At 36.6% G+C, this 21,707-nt stretch carries 8 protein-coding genes; all 8 read left to right on the top strand.

What is annotated here, in order from left to right; all coding sequences use genetic code 11:
- The first annotated feature begins 64 nt into the window (after positions 1-64).
- Entirely contained in the window at positions 65-3,391 is a 3,327-nt protein-coding gene (locus B0A65_RS03135; protein WP_074659669.1) for a glycoside hydrolase family 2 TIM barrel-domain containing protein, read from the top strand.
- Between the two features lie 115 nt (positions 3,392-3,506).
- Entirely contained in the window at positions 3,507-6,959 is a 3,453-nt protein-coding gene (locus B0A65_RS03140; RefSeq protein WP_242670212.1) for a glycosyl hydrolase, read from the top strand.
- An 88-nt stretch (positions 6,960-7,047) separates the two neighbouring features.
- Positions 7,048-8,481, top strand: a complete 1,434-nt coding sequence (locus tag B0A65_RS03145) for a sialate O-acetylesterase (protein ID WP_242670214.1) — start codon at positions 7,048-7,050, stop codon at positions 8,479-8,481.
- 195 nt (positions 8,482-8,676) lie between these two features.
- Positions 8,677-11,007, top strand: a complete 2,331-nt coding sequence (locus B0A65_RS03150; RefSeq protein WP_242670215.1) for a DUF5703 domain-containing protein — start codon at positions 8,677-8,679, stop codon at positions 11,005-11,007.
- A 19-nt stretch (positions 11,008-11,026) separates the two neighbouring features.
- Positions 11,027-13,486, top strand: coding sequence for a pectate lyase family protein (locus tag B0A65_RS03155; protein ID WP_074659258.1), 2,460 nt, complete (start codon positions 11,027-11,029; stop codon positions 13,484-13,486).
- Positions 13,487-13,726: 240 nt separating this feature from the next.
- Positions 13,727-15,748 carry an aceric acid hydrolase gene (locus tag B0A65_RS03160; RefSeq protein WP_074659259.1) on the top strand — a complete coding sequence of 674 codons (2,022 nt, stop codon included), beginning with the start codon at positions 13,727-13,729 and terminating at the stop codon, positions 15,746-15,748.
- 581 nt (positions 15,749-16,329) lie between these two features.
- A complete protein-coding gene (locus tag B0A65_RS03165; protein ID WP_074659670.1) occupies positions 16,330-19,683 on the top strand; it encodes a SusC/RagA family TonB-linked outer membrane protein in 3,354 nt (1,117 codons plus the stop codon).
- Between the two features lie 19 nt (positions 19,684-19,702).
- The gene (locus tag B0A65_RS03170) at positions 19,703-21,685 is read left to right on the top strand and encodes a RagB/SusD family nutrient uptake outer membrane protein (RefSeq protein ID WP_074659260.1); all 1,983 of its coding nucleotides are present in this window, start codon (positions 19,703-19,705) and stop codon (positions 21,683-21,685) included.
- Positions 21,686-21,707: the final 22 nt, after the last annotated feature.

Here is a 21,707-nt window from a genome sequence, read left to right on the forward strand (position 1 = left end):
TGATTTTTGTCCCGTAGGGACTACACAATATAAGTAGGCAATAATGAATCATAATATAAAAATAATGTCAATTCATACAAGTAGATTTTTTAAACTTCGACTTTCAACTTTCAACTTTTTGATTGTAATTTTCTTTTTTGGAATTTGCGTTGCTAAGGCACAATCCGTTACCGGCGAACCAGCCGGAATTCCTGAAGTCCCAAAAAAATACGAATTTGCTCCGTGGGAAGATCCAACGGTAACGAGCATTAACAGACAGCCTTCAAGAGCAACGGCCTATTCGTATGCAAATGTTGAAGATGCCTTAAAAGGAGACAGAACCAAAAGCCGAATGAAAATGCTTACCGGCGATTGGGATTTTAAATATGCATCGAACTTAAAAGAAGCTTCAAAAGATTTTTATAAAGGAAGAGTTGCCGGTTGGGACAAAATCGAAGTGCCTTCCAACTGGGAATTAAAAGGCTATGATATCCCGATTTACAAAAGTGCCGTTTATCCTTTCAGACCCATAAATCCACCTTTTATTCCTAAAGATTATAATGGAGTGGGTTCGTATCAACGCACTTTTACGGTTCCGGACAACTGGAAAGACATGACAGTTACTTTGCACTTTGGTGGGGTAAGTTCTGGTTTTCAGGTTTGGCTGAACGGAGAGTTTTTGGGTTATGGAGAAGATAGCTGTCTGCCATCAGAATTTGATATTACACCTTATTTGAAAGAAGGAGAAAATGTGGTTTCGGTACAGGTAATTCGCTGGACAGACGGTTCGTATCTGGAAGATCAGGATCACTGGCGCGTAAGCGGAATCCAGCGTGAAGTTTTCATCATGGCGGAACCAAAACTGCGTATTCAGGATTTCTTTTATCAAACCAAATTAGACAAAGAATATAAAGACGCTTCTTTTCAACTGAGACCAAAAGTTGAAAATCTTACTGGAGAAAAAATAAAAGATTATACTTTTCAGGCACAATTATATGATGCCAATAATGTGGCTTTATTTAAAGAACCGCTTCAAAAACCGGTGATCGATATGATCAACGAAAGTTATCCTCGTCTGGATAATGTGCGTTTCGGAATGTTTAAGGAAAACATCACTAATCCAAAAAAATGGAGTTCTGAGGAACCGAATTTGTACACTTTGGTAATGTCTATAAAAGATGCTAATGGAAATATTACAGAAGCGAAAAGCTGTAAAGTTGGTTTCCGATCCATTGAATTTTCCAAAGAGAATGGTAAGATGCTTATCAACGGAAAAGAAACTTATGTGTATGGCGTAAACCGTCACGACCAGCACCCTACAAAAGGAAAAGCCGTAAATCGGGACGATATTAAACAAGATATTACGACGATTAAAAAATTCAATTTCAATTTTATCAGAACCAGTCATTATCCAAATGATCCTTATTTCTATGAATTATGCGATCAGTACGGAATCATGGTAATGGACGAAGCGAATCAGGAAACTCATGGTATAGGCGGAAAATTAGCCAATGATCCAAAATGGACGAATGCCTATTTAGAGCGCATGACCAGAATGGTAGAAAGAGATAAAAATCATCCATCAGTAGTTTTCTGGAGTTTAGGAAACGAAGGCGGAAAAGGACCAAACCATGCAGCAATGTCGGGTTGGGTTCATGATTTTGATATTACACGCCCGGTGCATTACGAACCAGCACAGGGAAATCCGAGATTAGACGGCTATATCGATCCGCTTGATCCGAGATATCCTAAAACAATCGATCACGCATATCGATTCGAAAATCCACAGGATGAACCGTATGTTGATATGGTGAGCCGTTTTTATCCAGGCGTTTTCACACCTAAATTTTTGGTAGATCAAAAGAAGGATACACGACCAATTATTTTTGTGGAATATTCTCATGCCATGGGAAATTCGGTTGGAAATTTAAAAGAATTATGGGATGAATTCCGTTCGCTTCCAAGAGTTATTGGTGGTTGTATTTGGGAATTTAAAGATCAGGGATTGGTGAAAAAAGATCCGGCAACGGGTCAGGAATTTTTTGCTCACGGAGGAGATTTTGGTGAAAAATACCACGATGGAAATTTCAATACAAAAGGAATTGTGGATTCTAACGGAAAACCAAAAGGTTCGATTTATGAAAATAAATGGATTTATCAGCCAGCAACAAGCACGTTAAAAGACAATTTTCAATTAGAAATAAAAAACCGTCAGGCGGTAAAATCTTTGGGAGATTATATTCCGGTTTTAAAAATATTAGAAAACGGAAATATTATCAAAACTCAAATTTTAAAACCATTCAATTTAGAGGCAGGACAATCTACCGTTTTAGATGTAAAACAATATTTACCAAAATTGAAAAAGGATACCGAATATTTTCTGAATATCGAATTCCAACTTTCAAAGGATGAATTGTGGGCTTTTAAAGGTTACGCTGTCGCGGAAGATCAATTTCTGTTGAAAAAATCAGATGTTGTATTGGATTTTAAAAATGAAAAAGATTCAAAATTTAAAACCACCGAAACCGATTCAGATTTTAAAATCAAAGGAAAAAATTTCGACATCAACATCAGTAAAACAAACGGCGCTTTGAATTCGTATGTTTTCAATGGCGAAGAACAGGTTTTTGCTCCGTTGTTGCCTAATTTTGTCAGACCACTTACGGATAATGACAAAAGAGGATGGAAATCGAATAAGGTTTTAAAACCGTGGTACCAGGCAAAACCGAAATTGGTCAATACAAAAATGGCGATCGCAATTGATGGAACGATCATTACAAGTGATTATGAAGTTATAAAAGATAGCGCGCAAGTTCAGGTCGTTTATAAAATAAATGAAAACGGAATTATAAAAGTAGACTACAGTTTGAAAGCGACGAATAAATTGCCAAACATTCCAAAAATCGGAATGCAAATGGGAGTTCTGAGAAAGTTTGATCAGATTTCGTGGTATGGAAAAGGTGAATTGGAAAACTATATCGACAGAAGTTTTGGATCTTTTGTTGGGAAATATTCTTTGCCAATAAATGATTTTCTGGAGCATTACCCAAAACCTCAGGAAAATGCCAACAGAACCGAAGTAAGATGGATGGCATTTACAACACCTCAAAAAAATAAAGGTTTACTGGTTGTTGATGATGCAAAAGTGTTAAGCATGAGTGCATGGCCGTATACACAAGAAAATTTAAGTGCCGCCAAACATACTTTCGATTTAAAAGATCCGGGATTTTTGACGGTAAATATCGATTTGATTCAGATGGGAGTAGGAGGAAATGACAGCTGGACAGCAGTTGCGCAACCTCTGGAGAAATATCAAATTAAATCAGGAGATTATCAATATAGTTTTTATCTGGTTCCTTTTTCAGCAACAAAAAATGGATTGGAAGAAAGTTTGAAGAGATTTAAATATTAATTTATGGCATATCCTAACAGGTTTCCAAAACCTGTTAGGTATTTTGCTTTAAAGATTAAAGATATAGTTTGTCATTCCGACGGAATGACAAAACAACCGAATAAAAACAGTAAGCATGTTTCAAAAAAAACAATTTTTTCTTTTTAAAATGGACTTTCGACCTTCGGCTCTCCGACTTTCGACTGCCTTTTTGTTACTCTTTGTGGGATTCCTTTCCGCACAGGAAGTTCATAAAAAAGAAACAACAGAATTTCAGCCCACCATCGAGTCCTCAAAACCCTGGGTGTATTGGTATTGGATGAAATCGGCCTATTCTAAAGCCGGAATCACAGCCGATTTAGAAGCCATGAAACAAGCCGGAATTGCGGGCGCGTATTTAATGACAATTAAAGGACCGGCAAATCCGCCATTAATTGATCCGCCGGTTTTGCAGTTAACACCGGAATTTTGGGACATGATCCATTGGGCTTTTCAAGAAGCAAATAGGTTAGGATTAAAAATGGCTTTTCATGGCGCTGATGGTTTTGCCGTTGCTGGTGGCCCATGGATTACACCGGAAATGTCCATGCAAAAAATCGTTTGGTCGACAACTGAAATTGCCGGAGGAAAAACGATTACGGCAAAATTATCCGTTCCGGAACATTACAAAGACTATTACAAAGACATTGCGACTTTTGCAATTCCCGTAAAAGAATATCAAACCAATTCGCAATTACAATTACCAAAAGTTACGACTTCAAATAATACCGATGCTTCCTTTTTGGCAGATCCTAAAAAAGATGAGAATTTTAAATTTGCTGAAAAAGGATGGATTCAATATGAATTTGAAAAACCGTTCACCTGCAAATCTATTGTAATTGAAACCAAAGGAAGAGATTTTCAACCACAACGTTTAATTGTTGCCGTAAGCGATGACGGAGTAAATTTTAAATTCCACGAAAGATTGATCGCGCCTCGTCACGGCTGGCAGGATATGGACTATGCGCACACGCATGTTATTAGGCCGGTAACGGCAAAATATTTCAGATTCGTTTATGATCCTGTTGGTACAGAGCCAGGTGCTGAAGATTTGGATTTTGCTAAATGGAAACAGAATTTAAAAGTGAGTAAAATTACGCTTTCGAATCAGGCCTTAATTGATAATTACGAAGGAAAATCGGGAGCGATCTGGCGTTTGAGTCCGGAAACTTCTTCAAAACAAATTCCGAATTCAGAGTCTTTCAAAAAATCTGAAATCATTACTATTTCGAATTTAGTAGATGCCAATGGAAATTTAAACTGGAAAGTACCCAAAGGAAAATGGAAAATTATCCGAATGGGACATACTTCGACCGGACATGAAAATGCAACAGGCGGAGCAGGAAAAGGCTTAGAAGTCGACAAATTTAATCCCGAATTAATTCGCTTTCAGCTTGATCATTGGTTTGGTGAAATGGTTCGCACTATCGGACCTGATTTGGCTGCAAAAACGTTGGAAATTTTACATTTTGATAGTTGGGAATGCGGAAGTCAAAACTGGTCTTCGGTTTTTCAGGCTGAATTTCAAAAAAGACGCGGTTATAATTTGGTTGATTATTTGCCCGTAATGGCCGGAATTCCAATAGAAAGTGCTGATGTCTCAGAGAAAGTTTTATACGATGTTCGAAAAACGATTGCCGAATTAGTGGCCGATAATTTCTACGGAACCGTTGCTCAAATTGCAAAAGAAAATAACGTAAAATTAAGTTCAGAAAACGTTGCACCAGTAGTAACGAGTGATGCCTTATTGCATTTTAAATATGTAGATTATCCAAGTGGGGAGTTTTGGTTAAAAAGTCCAACGCACGATAAACCTTTTGATATGATGGATGCCATTTCAGGTGGACATATTTATGGAAAAGATATTATTCAGGCCGAATCTTTCACGGCTTTAAGAATGGATTGGGACGAGCATCCGGGAAATTTAAAAACAACCGCTGATCGTAATTACGCTTTAGGAATCAACCGATTATTTTACCATGTTTTTGTACATAATCCCTGGACGAATAGAAAACCCGGAATGACTCTGGATGATATCGGAAGTTTTTTCCAAAGAGACCAAACCTGGTGGAAACCAGGAAAAGCATGGTTTGATTATTGCCAAAGAGTACAATTGCAATTGCAAAAAGGAAAACCGGTTATTGATCTGGCAGTTTTTATTGGCGAAGATTTTCCATCACGTTCTTTTGTTCCGGATCGTTTAGTGCCATTTATTCCGAATGTATTTGGAAAGGAAAGACTGGAAAGCGAGAAAATACGTTTGGAAAATGAGGGACAGCCAACGACAAAAATGCCAAAGGAAGTTACCTATTCTAAAAACAATACCGATTTATCGCAATGGATAAATGCATTAAACGGTTATCAATACGATTCATTTAATGCTGATGTTTTAATCAACAATGCCAAAGTTGAAAACGGAAAAATATCCTTTGGTGGCGGAATTGAATACGGCGCTTTATTGTTTCCGGGAAGTCATAAAATGGCTCCGAATAAAATGATTTCTTTGGCTGCAGCCGAAAAAATACTGCAATTGGTAAAAGACGGAGCAACTATTTTTGTGGATGAAAAACCAGATTTACAACCGGGAATGCAATCAGAAGCAGATCATACAAAATGGCAGAATGTGATTGATGAAATCTGGAGTTATAATGCTACTTCATCTACCTGGAAAATCGGAAAAGGAACTATTATTAAATTGCCGTATTTAGGAAATGATTTTGCTTCAATTGGAATTGAACAAGATGTTTATTTTCCGAAATTAAAGAGAACCGATTCAGAAACAATTGCGTGGACACACAGAAAATCGAATGAAGAAGAAATCTATTTTTTATCCAATCAAAAAGAAGAAAAAAGAAATTTTGAAGCTTCCTTTCGCGTAAGCGGAAAAATACCAGAATTGTATAATCCGGTAACGGATAAAACAATTGTTCTGTCAGACTGGAAAATAGAAAACGGAAGAACAATTATTCCAATTGTATTAGATGCAAATGAATCTTGTTTTGTCATTTTCAAAGAAAGTACAAAAGAAACACTTTCTAATAAAAAGCAAAATTATGCTGTTTTAGAAACAGTTCAAACGTTAGATGAAAACTGGGAAATACAATTCGATCCAGAATTTCACGGACCAAAAGAAATTGTAAAAACAAATAAACTATTTGACTGGAGTACTTCAACAAAGGATGAAATTAAATATTATTCGGGAACAGCTGTTTATAAAAAAGAGTTTGTCTGGAAAGGAAACAATAAAGAAAAATTCTGGCTTGATTTAGGAACAATTGCCAACATTGCCGAGGTAACCGTAAACGGAATCAACTGCGGAACAATCTGGACATTTCCGTACAAAGCAGATATTTCTGAAGCTTTGAAAAAAGGAAAAAACACGATAGAAATTAAAATCACCAACACTTGGGCAAACCGATTAATTGGTGATGAAAAATTACCCAAAGAAGAAAGACTAACCTGGACAACGGCGCCTTTTAGATTACAAGAAGGAATATTATTAAAAGCGGGATTGTTAGGGCCGGTTACGATTGAAAAAGAAAAAAAATAAAAGAAAAAAATAGCCACGAATTCACGAATTATTTTAATAATTATTCACAATCATTCGTGAATTCGTGGCGGAAAAAAAATATTAAAAAATGAAGAATATTAAATGCACATTTATAATAATTGTAATGCTTTTTTGCAATTTCCAAATCAATGCAAAAATCAAATTACCTGCCTTATTTTCAGACAATATGATGCTGCAGCAAAAGTCGAATGCGCCAATGTGGGGCTGGGCAGAAAAAAACGGAAATCTGACTATAAAAACGTCATGGAATTCTAAGATCTATAAAGCAAAAGCCGACAATCAGGGAAAATGGAAAGTAGATTTACAAACTCCGGTTGCCGGAGGACCATTCACTATTGAAGTTACGGAAGGAACTGAAAAAGTAACGGTAAAAAATGTTTTAATTGGTGAAGTTTGGTTGTGTTCAGGGCAATCTAATATGGAAATGCCTTTGAAAGGTTTTCAGGGACAACCCGTAACAAATGGTAATGATATTATTGTAAGATCAACCAATAAAAACATTCGTTTAATTACAGTTCCGAGAGCTACGGTTTTAGAACCTTTAACTGATTTTGAAGGAAAATGGGAAGTTGCTTCTCCAAAGTCGACTTCAAACTTTAGTGCGACAGCCTGGTACTTCGGATCACTTTTGCAGCAAGTTTTAGATGTTCCGGTGGGATTAATTCATGTTTCCTACGGAGGTTCAAGCATGGAAGCGTGGATGAATCAGGAAATGCTGAAAGATTTTAAAAGTGCTAAAATTCCAACTACAAAAGAAGAATTGGCAAAAGATCCCAATCGTGTACCGACCACTTTATTTAACGGAATGTTGTCACCGGTTATTGGTTACGGAATTAAGGGTTGTATTTGGTACCAGGGAGAATCAAATTACGAAAGAGCTGCCGAATACAAGGACTTAATGAAAAAAATGGTAAGCAGCTGGAGAACGTTATGGAAACAAGGAGATTTCCCTTTTTATTACGCGCAGATCGCCCCATTTAATTACGCCTCATTTCATCCACAAGATTATGTAGACAAATACAATTCTGCTTATTTGAGAGAAGCACAATTGAAGGCTTCAAAAGAAATTCCGAATTCGGCAATGGTGGTTTTAATGGATATTGGAGAAGAAAATAGTATTCATCCAATGGATAAAGAAAAGGGTGGAAGCCGTCTGGCGTATCAGGCTTTGGCAAGAACGTATGGTATTGAAGGTTTCGAATTCGAGAGCCCGAAATATAAATCAATGGAAATAAAAGATAATTCGGTAACCGTTTCTTTTGATGATGTTGCAAACGGAATTACGTCTTATGAGAAAGAAGTAACTGGTTTTGAATTGGCCGGAGAAGATAAAGTTTTTTATCCTGCAAAAACGGTAGTTCGCAGAAAATCAGTAGTTTTGACTTCAGTTAAAGTGGCGAAACCAGTAGCGGTTCGTTACTTGTTTAAAGACTTTGCAAAATCAGAATTATTTAGTGCCGGAGGTTTGCCGGTTTCGTCTTTTCGAACAGATGAGTGGTAGTCGATTAAACCTTTTATAATTTATAAAGTCTAATCAATTCATTTAAGTTATTACTTGATTAGTTACTGATTATTTAAACCTAACAGGTTTTTAAAACTTGTTAGGTTTGTTTTAAAACAAAAGAGAAATAGTTTAAAAATAACAATATAAAATGGCGTTCCATTTTTAAGTAATTTTACGTCTAAAAAAATAAGTGTGAAAAATACAATAATTCTATTTTTTCTCTTTTCAATGCTTTTAGCTAAGGCACAAACTCCTGTGCTCGAAAATTACAATCCGGTTTGGAATACGCAAAGTACTAATTCGGCAGAATCGATGCCTTTAGGTGGAGGTGATATTGGTTTGAATGTTTGGGTAGAAAAAGGAGATTTATATTTCTACTTTTCACGCAGCGGTACTTTTGACGAACATAATACATTATTGAAATTAGGTCGTGTAAAAGTTACTTTAACACCAAATCCGTTTAAGGATAATGAAGGTTTTAAACAGGAACTAGTTTTAAAAGAAGGTTATATTTCAATTGCTCAAAATAATACTAAAATCAAGCTTTGGGTTGATGTTTTTAAACCCGTAATTCATTTAGATTTAGAAAGTAAAACGCCATTGAAAATGACAGCTTCTTATGAAACCTGGCGTCATTTTAATCGTCCATCCAAAGGAAAAGCAAATAATGCCAATTCTTATAAATGGGCTCCTCAGGGAGAAATTTTCACCTTTAAAGATTCCGTTTCAGTTGAAAATAGTGGCATCCAATTTTATCATAGAAACAGAGAACAAACCGTTTTTGATGTTGCCGTAAAACAACAAAAAATGGAATCGGTAAAAGAGCAGATGCTAAATCCTTTGGCGAACCTTACTTTTGGTGGATTCATGTCGGGATCCAACTTACAATCAGACGGAACCTATCTAGGAAAATATCAGGATACCGATTTTAAAGGTTATGCACTTTCAAGTATAAAACCATCCAAAAAACAGGAACTTCAAATTCATTTATATACCAGTCAATCTGCTCAACAATCTTCTTGGAAAAACGGTTTGAAGAATCAAATTTCAGATTATAAAATCAATTCTAAAAAGGCAGAAAAAAATACCATGAAGTGGTGGAATAATTTCTGGAACCGTAGTTTTATTTATACTCAAAAAAATAATTCTGAAACAGATTCTGTTTATCAAATCGGAAAAAATTATCAATTGTTCCGATACATGTTGGGCTGCAATGCTTACGGAAAATATCCAACAAAATTCAACGGCGGATTGTTTACGGTTGATCCTGTTTTTACCAATCCCGATTTAAATTTTACTCCTGATTTTAGAAATTGGGGCGGAGGAACCATGACCGCTCAAAATCAGCGATTGGTTTATTTTCCGATGTTTAAAAGTGGCGATTTTGATATGATGAAATCGCAATTGGATTATTATCTGAGTTTGCAAAAGAATGCCGAATTGCGTTCTCAGGTCTATTGGAAACACGGCGGTGCAGCATTTACAGAACAATTGGAAAATTTCGGTTTACCAAATCCGGCCGAATACGAATGGAAACGTCCTGCAGATTACGATCCGGGAATGGAATATAACGCGTGGCTGGAATATGAGTGGGACACTGTTTTTGAATTCTGCCAAATGATGTTACAGCAAAAGGAATTTGCAAAAGAAGACATTCAGAAGTACAATTCATTCATTATAAGTTGTCTTCGTTTTTTTGATGAACATTATCAATATTTGGCCAAACAAAGAGGCAGAAAAGCATTGGACGGAAATGGAAAATTAATTTTATTTCCGGGTTCAGGTGCCGAAACCTATAAAATGGCCAATAATTCTAATAGCACGATTGCCGCTTTGCAGGTAATTACAGAAAAACTATTAAATCTTTCTTCGGAACAATTGTCTAAAGATGAAATAGACTATTTAAAAGGTTTTCAAACCCGAATTCCGCCTTTAAATTTTGGAACAATCGAAAGTCATAAAGTACTGGTTCCGGCAAAATCGTGGGAAAGAGTGAATAATTCTGAAGTGCCACAATTGTATCCGGTTTATCCCTGGGGAATTTACGGCATTGGAAAGCCAGATTTAGAAACCGCTTTGAATACCTGGAACTACGATCCGGATGCCATTAAATTCAGAAGTCATGTTGGCTGGAAACAAGATAATATTTTTGCCGCAAGATTAGGTTTAACCGAAGAAGCTGCAAAATACAATTTATTAAAAATGAGTGATTCCGGAAGGCGATTTCCGGCATTTTGGGGACCAGGTTTTGACTGGGTTCCGGATCATAATTGGGGAGGTACCGGGATGATTGGCATGCAGGAAATGCTGCTACAGGAAGCAAACGGGAAAATTTATCTTTTTCCTGCCTGGCCAAAAGACTGGAACGTTCATTTTAAATTGCATGCAACTCAAAATACTACTATAGAAGCCGAGCTTCAAAACGGGATTACGAAAATTATAAAAGTAGTTCCTCAGGAAAGAGAAAAAGACATTATAAATCTGCTAGGGATTTCAATAGAAGAAAAGAAAAAATTAGACTAACTAACTATTACCAATTACAATGATAAAGAAATTATTAAGTGCTGCTGTCTTGTCAATGCTTTTGACAACAAACGGACACGCACAATCCGCAGGAAAAACAGCTGAAAAACAAATCGTAAAAGTCGATTTCGATTTTTCGGGAAGAAGAGCAGAAGAAGTAAGTGACCCAAATTATAGTTCATGGCCGATTACGGAGCAAACGGAAGCGGAAAAATCTTTTAATGGTGCAAGCTTTAAATTAAAAGGAAATTTTTCATCTAAATGGTTTAAAACGGGAATGAGTGCGCCATTTTACAGCCGATTGACAAGTGATGGTTTGGTTACCGATAAAAATTTAGAACTTACCATTAGCGGATTAAAAACAGGAAAGCATTCCCTGCTTACTTTTCATAATACTTTTGATAAGATCGAGGGAAAATCATTTGCTCCGGTAAAAATATATGTCAACAATAAATTGGTTGAGACCGTGACTTCAAGCAATAGAGCGACTTCGACAATTGAAACAGCTACGGCTTACATTGAATTTAATGCGCAGGCTGGTAAAAATGTTGTTATACGTTTTGAATTAGATGCGAAAAATGCCAATTTAATTCAGCAACTAGTCCTTAACGGATTTGAAATCGATACACCAAATCTTAAAAAACAATCACATACTCCAAAACCAGAAAACGGAGATGAACATGTTGTTTTGGGAGATAAATTTATAATGAATTGGGAAGCTTCAAAAGATGCTGTAGCCCATAAATTGTACTTCGGAACAGATAAAAATGCGGTTACCGCTGCGACTGATAAAGCACCGGAATTCAAAGGAAAACAAACCGATACTAAATTTGCAGTTTCTGATTTATACAGCCTGACAACGTATTACTGGCGTGTTGATGAAATTGATGCAAAAGGAAATACCACTTTAGGTACTGTTTGGTCGTTTAGACCGGCACAATTGGCTTTTCCGGGAGCTGAAGGATACGGACGTTTTGCCGTAGGAGGAAGAGGCGGAAGAGTAGTGGAAGTTACGAATTTGGATGACAACGGTCCGGGAAGTTTTCGTGCTGCTGTAAACGATGGGCCAGGTCCTAAAACCATTGTTTTCAATGTTTCAGGAAATATAAAATTAACAGATCGTTTGGTCGTTAATAATCCATACATCACGATTGCAGGTCAGACTGCCCCAGGTGAAGGAATAACGATTAGCAGAGCGCCAGTTGGGTTAACAGGAAATGATGGTGTTATCCGATTTTTAAAAGTGAGAATTGGCGGTGGAAAAACTTATGATGGTATGGGTTTAACGGGTGCTAATCATAGTATTATTGATCACTGTTCTATCAGTTGGACCATTGATGAATCTTTTAGTTCACGTGGCGCGCACAATATTACTTTACAGCGAACTTTAATTTCTGAAGCTTTAAATGTAGCAGGACATGATAAATATCCGGCTGGAAAAATGCACGGTTATGCAGCTACTATTGGCGGTGATGTTGGAAGTTTTCATCATAATTTATTAGCACATAATGAAGGGCGAAACTGGAGTATTGGTGGCGGATTAAATGGTGATGGTTATTATGGCGGAAAAATAGATATCAGAAATAATGTGGTTTACAATTGGGGAAATCGTGCTACAGATGGTGGAGCCAGTGAAGTGAATTTCGTAAATAATTATTACAAGCCAGGCGTTTCTACTTCAATATTTGTGGCGCTGAATGCTCAAATTGAGGGTGTTGGTAAAGGAAAACAACAATACTATTTTGATGGAAATATAATGCCGGGTTATTTTGATGAAAAAAATCAGGATAAAGGAAGAAAATTTACAATATCTAATAAGGCAATTGTAGATTATGACGTGTTTTTACCAAAACCATTTTTTGAATCTTTCGTAAATACACAATCGGCGGGAGCAGCTTATAAAAATGTCCTTTCAGATGTGGGAGCAAATGAGCCATTTTTTGATAAACATGATAATCGAATTATTGGTGAAACGCTTAAAGGAACTTTTACTTTCAAAGGTAGTAAAAGCGGTTTAGGTGGATTAATAGATAATGAGCAAGACACTGGAGGATGGCCCAATTTTGTTACTGAGGCTCGTCCTGCAGATTGGGATACAGATCACGATGGATTACCAAATTGGTGGGAAGCCGCAAGAGGATTGAATGAAAATTCGAAGGCAGGAGATTTTGCCGATACTAATTTAGATGCTGACAAAGATGGTTTCACGCAATTGGACGAATATTTAGACTGGATGGCACAGCCCCACTTTTTTATTAATTCTGGTGAAACGGCAGCACTTTCGGCTGCGGATTATTTTAAAGGATATGAAAAAACACCTGTTTACACTTTCTCAGATCTTAAAAATGGAAAAGTGGTTTTAAAAGGAAAAGACATTCAGTTTACAGCTATCGAAAAAGGATTTGCAGCTGTGGTTATCACAGTAAAAGATGCGGACGGAGATTCTATGAGCCGTACCATCAATTTCTTTGTAAAATAAGATTTCACGCAGATTTGGCAGATTTTAGCAGATCCACGCAGATTTTTTTTTAATTTAAAATAAATCTGCTAAAATCTTTTTAAATCTGCATGGAAAAATAGTTCGCCCGCAGATTTGCTTCGCCTGTTCGCTGTCGCTCGGGTTGCAGATAAAGCAGATAAAAAATCCGTGATAATCCGCGTTTTGCTTTAGCAATCCGTTTCACCCGCGTTCAAATCATCACAATACAAACTTATTATAATGAAAAAGAGCATCACCATAGTATCAACTTTTTTAATTTCAATATCATTTTTTGCCCAGAATAAAGGTTTAGTGGCAAATTCAAACAGCCCCTATTCTAAATTACAAAGCGTAAGTTTAGAAGATGTAAAATGGACAGACGGTTTTTGGAAAGAGCAATTTGATGTTGAAACCAAAAGTACATTACCTTATATGTGGGATTTGTATCATAACGATTCGATTTCGCATGCTTATAAAAACTTTGAAATAGCAGCTGGAGAAAGCAAAGGAACTTTTAAAGGACCTTCATTTCATGATGGTGATTTTTATAAAATTTTTGAAGGAATGGCCGCAACTTATGCGGTAACAAAAGACAAAAAGTTAGATGCAGAAATGGATCAGGCTATTGCCTTGTTTGCAAAAGTGCAACGCAAAGACGGTTACATTCATACTCCGGTTTTAATTGATGAACGCTGGGGAACTTTAGGCCCGGAGGAAGTTAAAAAACAGTTGGGTTTTGAAAAATACAATATGGGGCATTTGATGACGGCCGCCTGTGTACATTACCGCGCCACCGGAAAAACCAATTTTCTGGATATTGCAAAAGGTGTAGCGGATTATTTATATGATTTCTACAAAAAAGCTTCACCTGAATTGGCCCGAAATGCTATTTGCCCATCACATTATATGGGAATTGTAGAGATGTATCGTACGACTAAAAATCCGAAATATTTAGAATTGGCGAATAATCTTATTGACATCAGAGGAACCACAAATGACGGGACCGATGATAATCAGGACCGTATTCCGTTTAGGCAACAAACCACTGCAATGGGTCACGCTGTAAGAGCTAATTATCTTTATGCCGGAGTAGCCGATTTATATGCAGAAACCGGAGAAAAGAAATTATTAGACAATCTGGAATCGATTTGGAATGATGTAACGTATCGTAAAATGTACATTACCGGTGCTTGCGGCGCTTTGTACGATGGAGTTTCTCCAGACGGAACTTCTTATAATCCGACAGATGTACAAAAAATTCATCAGGCTTACGGAAGGCCTTTTCAATTACCAAATGCTACTGCTCACACCGAAACCTGCGCCAATATTGGAAATGTTTTGTGGAATTGGCGAATGTTGCAAATTACGGGCGATGCCAAATATGCTGATATTGTGGAATTAGCACTTTATAACAGCGTTTTGTCCGGAATGAGTTTAGAAGGAACGAAATTCTGCTATAATAATCCGTTGAATGTTTCAAAAGATTTGCCTTTCAAACAAAGATGGAGCAAACAGCGCGAAGGTTATATTGCATTATCCAATTGCTGTGCACCGAATGTAACTCGTACAATTGCTGAGGTTAATAATTATGCTTACAGTATTTCGAAAGAAGGTTTGTATGTTAATTTATATGGAAGTAATTCTTTAAAAACGATCCTGCCTAATGGTGAGAAAATTGAAATTGAACAACAAACCAATTATCCATGGGACGGAAAAATTACACTAAAAATTGTAAAAGCGCCAAAAGAAGCGCAATCTTTTTTATTGCGAATTCCGGGATGGAGCCAGGGTGCTACAATTTCAGTTAATGGTAAAAAATCAGGTGTTGAGGTTACTTCAGGAACGTATTCAAAAGTAATTCAGAAATGGAAAAAAGGAGATGTTGTAGAATTGAATATTCCGATGCCGGTCGAATTAATGGAGGCAAATCCGTTGGTCGAAGAAGTTAAAAATCAGGTTGCCGTTAAACGAGGACCAATCGTTTATTGTTTAGAATCAGATCAGCTACCTGCAAATACGAATATTAATGAAGTTCTGTTAAACGCCAATTCGACTTTTACAACCAGTTTTGATGAAATAAACCATAGAAAATTACTTACTATAAATGCAACTTCATTCTTGAATCAGGACGGATCATGGGACAAAAAACTGTATCAGCCTTTAGCTGCTAGAAAAGGCGCAGCATATAACTTAAAACTAATTCCATACTTCGCCTGGGGAAATCATGGTGCAGAAGAAATGACGGTTTGGATGTCGCACTAAGGATTTTTTAGGTGGCTGCAAATAAAAAAACTTTGTAGGATTTCACTTTGATTGGTCAGAAAAAATGTTAAATTTTTATGCGTATTTAACAGCTAAATTCAAAAAAAAATCCTTTTTAGTCTGTAAGTTTTTTATTCGGATAAACGTTGTTTTTTAATTTTTACAAGAATTATATTTGTAAAAAATAAGGCTAAACGCTTCAAATACAGAACTAAATCCTGTTGCATTTTGCGAATTAATCACGTTATAAATGTTTTTATTATAAATTTTTCGGCTTTTTCCTCAAAAGTGGTTAAGTTATTCCCGAATATTCAAACTATTTCCTTATTTTTTGATTTCCGTATATTTTTTCTTTCTTTTTTTTGCCGATATGGTTTTTTTTATAACCTTTTTTTAGAATAATAGAATTAATACAGGATAGTGCAGGACGGTTGAACTCCGCAATCGTTTTATTTTTGGATCACAAATAAATAAATGTATTTTTAACATTTAAAAAAAACAAGTGTTAATTTAAAGTTGAACTTCATTTTTTTATAAAAAAAACTAACTAACTAATAATGACTAACCAAAACAAAACATTTATGAAACAAACGTTTATAAAGAGATGTAGTTTTCTTTTGTTTATGCTAATGAGTATTGTGGCTTCAGCTCAAAGCTCAAGTGATGTAACAATTACAGGAACTGTAACAGATGATCTAGGAGGCTTGCTTCCGGGAGTTAACGTAACCGAAAAATCATCAAAGAATACTGTTACCACAGGTTTTGACGGACAGTATAAAATAAAAGTAAAAGCTGGTGCAACATTAGTTTTCTCTTACATTGGAATGAAGAAAGCTGAAATTCCTTTGGGAGGACGAACTAAAGTTGATTTTAGAATGGAATCAGATTCTAATCAATTAGAAAACATAGTAGTTGTAGGTTATGGTACGCAGAGAAAAAAAGAACTTACTGGTGCTATTGCAACGATTAAGACGGATGATTTAATGGATTTGCCTGTGCCTAACTTATCTGACGCTTTAAAAGGATTAGTTCCTGGTGTTAGTGTTTCGAGTGGTTCACGCCCGGGAGACGCTTCAAGTATTCAGATTCGTCAGTCATTTGGTTTCTCAAAAGATGGAAATTCAACTATACCATTAGTAATTATCGATGATATGATTCAGGTTGATCCACTTACAGGTAAACCTACATTAGATACCTTTAACAGACTAGACGCTTCAGAGGTTGAAAGTATTACAGTTTTAAAAGATGCATCTGCTGCAATTTATGGAGCTCGTGCTTCGCAAGGTGCAATTGTTGTGAAAACGAAAAGAGGAAAGATTGGTAAAGCTAAATTTACTTACAACAGCCAGTTTGCAGTTAACGACGCTATCAGCCATAGTAAAGTAATGAACGCTTATGAGTTTGGTGTTTATAATAACAGATACTTAACTTCTTCAGGAAATGTTAGTGGTGCAACGGTTAATTCTAATCTTTTTTCTCCAGCAGAATTAGAGCAAATGAAAGGTTTGGATTATGACTGGTTAAAAGAAGCATGGAAACCGGCAATTCAACAAAAACATTCCTTCAATGTAAGCGGAGGTAGTGAAGATATTACGTATTTCGCGGGAGCAACTTATTTCACGCAAGATGCTAATATGGGGTATCAAAAATATGACAAATGGAATTTCCGTACAGGGATTAATGCAAAAATTGCCAAGAACTTAGATTTCTCTGCGTCCGTTTCAGGAAATACAGGAAGTATTGATAAAACGTTTACTAAAGCATCGGCTAATATTAGTGACGGAAGTTTTGCTTCTGCTGCTGGTGGCGAACAAGCTGATTACGGATTCTTATTGCACATGCCGAAATATGTGCCATGGCAAACGACGGTTGGTGGTCAACAATATTATATGTCTCCATTTCCACGTACAGACAGAAACTTAGGAAGTGCAAATGCTAATACGACAATTGCAGGTTGGAATTATTTTGCAAATTTAGATAACGGTTCACACCAATTAAGTGATGATTACTCTTATAATGTGAATGCATCGTTGAATTACAAAATGGAAGCTGTAAAAGGTTTGTCTTTCAAAGGAACTTTTTCAAGAACACAAAGTTCTAATTATACAGAACAAATTCAATTGCCATACGATCTTGCGAGAATTAAAAGTTATACTTTGCAAGACCACCACTTAGCCAGCGAAGCGCCTGATAGCGACTACGTAATTGAAACAAATGTTAGAAACTCAAGAGTTTATTATAATAATAGTGATAGTAAAAGTACTCAGGGCGACTTCCTGATCAATTACGACAGAACTTTTGGAGATCACCAGATTGGTGCGATGATCGGTGGTGAAGCATCAGAGCAATATACTACAAGTACCCGTTTGGCTTATGAGAGTACTGGTAAGGATTATTTAGGAACTTATGCAACAGCGGGAAAATTAAGTGAGTCTAATAGTACGGCAACGAAGGTAGAGGGAGGAACACTTTCTTACTTTGGACGTATTAATTATAGTTACAAACAAAAATATTTGGCGCAATTTCTTTTCCGTAGCGATGCTTCTACGAAGTTTGCGCCGGAACACTATTGGGGATATTTTCCATCAATGCAAGTGGGTTGGGTAATCTCTAAAGAAGATTGGTTTTCACAAAATGTATCATGGGTTGATTTCTTCAAGGTTCGTTATTCAATTGGTAAAACAGGAAAAGATAACCTTCAAGCTTGGAAATGGGTTCAATTATATGACGTGATTGTTGATAAAGGAACTCAATTTGGTCAAGCAAATGGAGGAAATAATGCGACAGGTTTAACACCTAGAGTAAATCCAAACAGAGATGCAGTATGGGATACAACAATCAAAAATAACCTTGGTTTTGATATCAATGTTTTGAAAAACAGATTGCAGTTTACAGCAGATTTCTACTATGACAAAACCAGCAATATGTTAACTGATATGAGTAGTGCTGCAGGAGTGCCAATTTCAGTTGGAGGTGCCTTTGCCGAACAAAACTACGGCGCTGTTGACGCTTGGGGATCTGAGTTTAGTCTTAACTGGCATGATAAAATAAAAGACAATGTTAGTTATGATATTGGAGTGAACTTTAGCTATGCGAATAATGAAGTTAAAAAATATCCTGACCAGGGAAATGTACTTCCGTCTAATAACGCAACAAGAGAAGGACAATCTGTTGGATTCAACCCAGTTTGGGGATTCAAAACATGGAAAGGAACTTCTACAGGTGACGGTATTTTACGTACAGATGAAGATATTGCAAATTACTGGCAATATTTAACAGATCACGCAACTGCAGTTGGAGGTGCTCCAAACTATTTGGGAATAAATTCTGTTACAGGAATGAGAAAAGGTTCATTGGCTTATCAGGATTTTGCAGGACAACTTAATCCTGATGGAACATTAGCTCCTGCTGACGGTCAGATTGCGACAGGTAATGATTATGTGAAATTGGCGAACAGCAGCAGAACATACGGATTTACTACAAATTTAGGATTGAAAGCAAAAGGATTTTATTTCAGAACTCAAATCTCAACTTCATGGGGAGGTGCTACTTTTGTAGATCTTGTAAATCAGGGAACTTCATCAGCTGCTAACATGTGGGCGCACGAAAGTTTCTGGAATGACATGTACGGAGCAGATAACCCGAACGGAAAATATCCTAATATGGCACAATGGGCTTATATGTCAAGTCCATCAGATTTTTGGCAACTAAACACTTTCCGTTGTTTTGTTAGAAACTTATCTGTAGGGTATGATATTCCTAAACAAGTTTTTGCTAACACTAAAATTCAAAATATAACTTTAGGAATAACTGGTAATAATCTTTGGGATTTATACAACCCTTATCCGGATCATTATCGTAATATGTATGATAATTCTTCTGTGGGCTATCCTACACTTAGAACATGGACATTAAATTTCAACATATCATTCTAATTTAAATTTGATAGCAATTATGAAAACAAAATTCAATATATATATAACTTTATCACTTGTACTTGCTTTGAGCAGTTCATGTAGTGATAGTTTTCTGGAAGACAAGAAACAATACGGTGCTTATGACGATAGTTTTTACCAAAGTCAGGAGCGTGTACAAAACTACGTAGACAACCAATACTACGATTTTTATAACGCATACAAATCTCCTACAGCTGCTGTAGTTGGATCTTTTACGGATACGTATACCAAAATGACGGAAGAGTTGGGAGGTACACAGGATCTTATTAATCCAAACAAAACGTTCTTTAACTCGGTAGATGCTAGTGGATATTACGGTCTTAAAATTGGTACTGGTATTAACAACACTCCCTATAACAGAATCAGAGAATGTAATAATTTACTGGAAGATATTGATGTAAAAGGAGCTCAACTTGATAAAACATTTCGTGATCAGGCAAAGGGACAAATGTATTATATGCGCGCTATGCAATATTACGACCTAATGCGTACTTACGGTCCCGTGCCTTTGGCAATCACTGTTCAGGATGCTGCAGCAGATAATCCTGCAATTCAGCTTCCAAGAGCAAAAGTTTCTGAAGTAGTGGCTCAAATCGTAAAAGATTTAGATTTGGCGGCAAGTTTATTGCCTGCAAACTGGAATGCAACATCAAGCTACGGACGTTTTACAAGAGGTGCTGCTTTGGCACAAAAATCTCGTGTACTATTAACCTATGCAAGTCCTTTGTTTAATAAAAACTGGGATGGTTCTAACGAGCGTTGGGATGCTGCTTTGAAAGCCGGATTGGCAGCAGAAGCGCAGTTAACAGCAGATGGTTACGGATTGTACGGAGCTTCAATTAAAGATTGGGATGCTATGTTCTTAATTGATAATGCACCTTGCAGAGAAGCCATCGCAGTACAGCTTTGTGGAAATGGTACTTTAGCGACAGCAGTAAACAATTCCTGGGAAAAAGGAATGCGTTTAGCAAGTCAGGGTGGAGTTGGCGGAGGTACAACGGCTCCTAAAGAAATGATTGATTTGTTTCCAATGGCAAATGGTTCAAGACCTACAACAGCAAATGGATATAATGATTTTACTTTCTTTTTGAACAGAGACCCAAGATTTTACAGAACATTTGCTTTTTCTGGAGTAAAATGGGGTTACAAAGAAAGTGCTAATGCGGCTGTTTGGGCATACCGTTGGGTAGATGCTGCTAAAAAAGTTGGTTTTGCCGATGGAAATAGTGCTGTATCAAGTCCTGCGTTTATTAGAAAAATGTCAAATCAAACTGCTAGTAATGCGACCAATTACCAATACTCAGGAACTGATATTTTTGAATATCGTTATGCTGAATTATTGTTGAATATTGCGGAATGTTATGCAGCTCTTGGGCAAACAAGTAATACTGTTGCTTATTTAGGAAGAATTAGAGCCCGCGTTGGTATTCCGTCTGCAAATAATTACGGAATTGGAACATTGGCAGATAAATATGCCGGGATCGAAGCTTGTTTATACGAGCGTAGAGTGGAGTTAGCATACGAAGGAAAACGTTACTGGGATGTTCAACGCTGGATGTTGTATGACAATGCTGCACTTCCTGGAGTTACAGCTGGTACAGTTAGTAAATTAGGTTTAGCGCCTCTTAACGGAACACAACGTACTGGAAATTATTTACAGTTCAAAAATACTGCTGCATCTTCAACAACAGATCCAATTACTACGGCTGCACGTGCTGCTGTTGTAGCTGATCCGGATGCTGCGAATTTCCAAACACAATTAACAGCTTTGGCTAATTTCTATAACACAAACTTTGTCCGTACAGACTTAGTTACGCCTTTAGATAATTTTAATGGAGTTGCGGTTAAAATCAAATTTAACCCAAATTATTACATAATGGGGCTTAATACTACAGCATTAACGCAAAACCCTTGGTTGTTACAAACTTTAGGTTGGAATGATGTGTCTGGTGCTCCTGGAACTTTAAATTTCCAAGAATAATTTTTGCCCAATAAAAATTATT

The sequence above is a fragment of the Flavobacterium frigidimaris genome, from assembly GCF_002217275.1.
Lineage (GTDB): Bacteria > Bacteroidota > Bacteroidia > Flavobacteriales > Flavobacteriaceae > Flavobacterium > Flavobacterium aquidurense.

What these genes read in the sequence shown, in the direction of transcription:
- B0A65_RS03135 (WP_074659669.1), top strand. Translation starts at nt 65, where the DNA reads ATGTCAATTCATACAAGTAGATTTTTTAAACTTCGACTTTCAACTTTC.
- B0A65_RS03140 (WP_242670212.1), top strand. Translation starts at nt 3,507, where the DNA reads ATGTTTCAAAAAAAACAATTTTTTCTTTTTAAAATGGACTTTCGACCT.
- B0A65_RS03145 (WP_242670214.1), top strand. Translation starts at nt 7,048, where the DNA reads ATGAAGAATATTAAATGCACATTTATAATAATTGTAATGCTTTTTTGC.
- B0A65_RS03155 (WP_074659258.1), top strand. Translation starts at nt 11,027, where the DNA reads ATGATAAAGAAATTATTAAGTGCTGCTGTCTTGTCAATGCTTTTGACA.
- B0A65_RS03160 (WP_074659259.1), top strand. Translation starts at nt 13,727, where the DNA reads ATGAAAAAGAGCATCACCATAGTATCAACTTTTTTAATTTCAATATCA.
- B0A65_RS03165 (WP_074659670.1), top strand. Translation starts at nt 16,330, where the DNA reads ATGAAACAAACGTTTATAAAGAGATGTAGTTTTCTTTTGTTTATGCTA.
- B0A65_RS03170 (WP_074659260.1), top strand. Translation starts at nt 19,703, where the DNA reads ATGAAAACAAAATTCAATATATATATAACTTTATCACTTGTACTTGCT.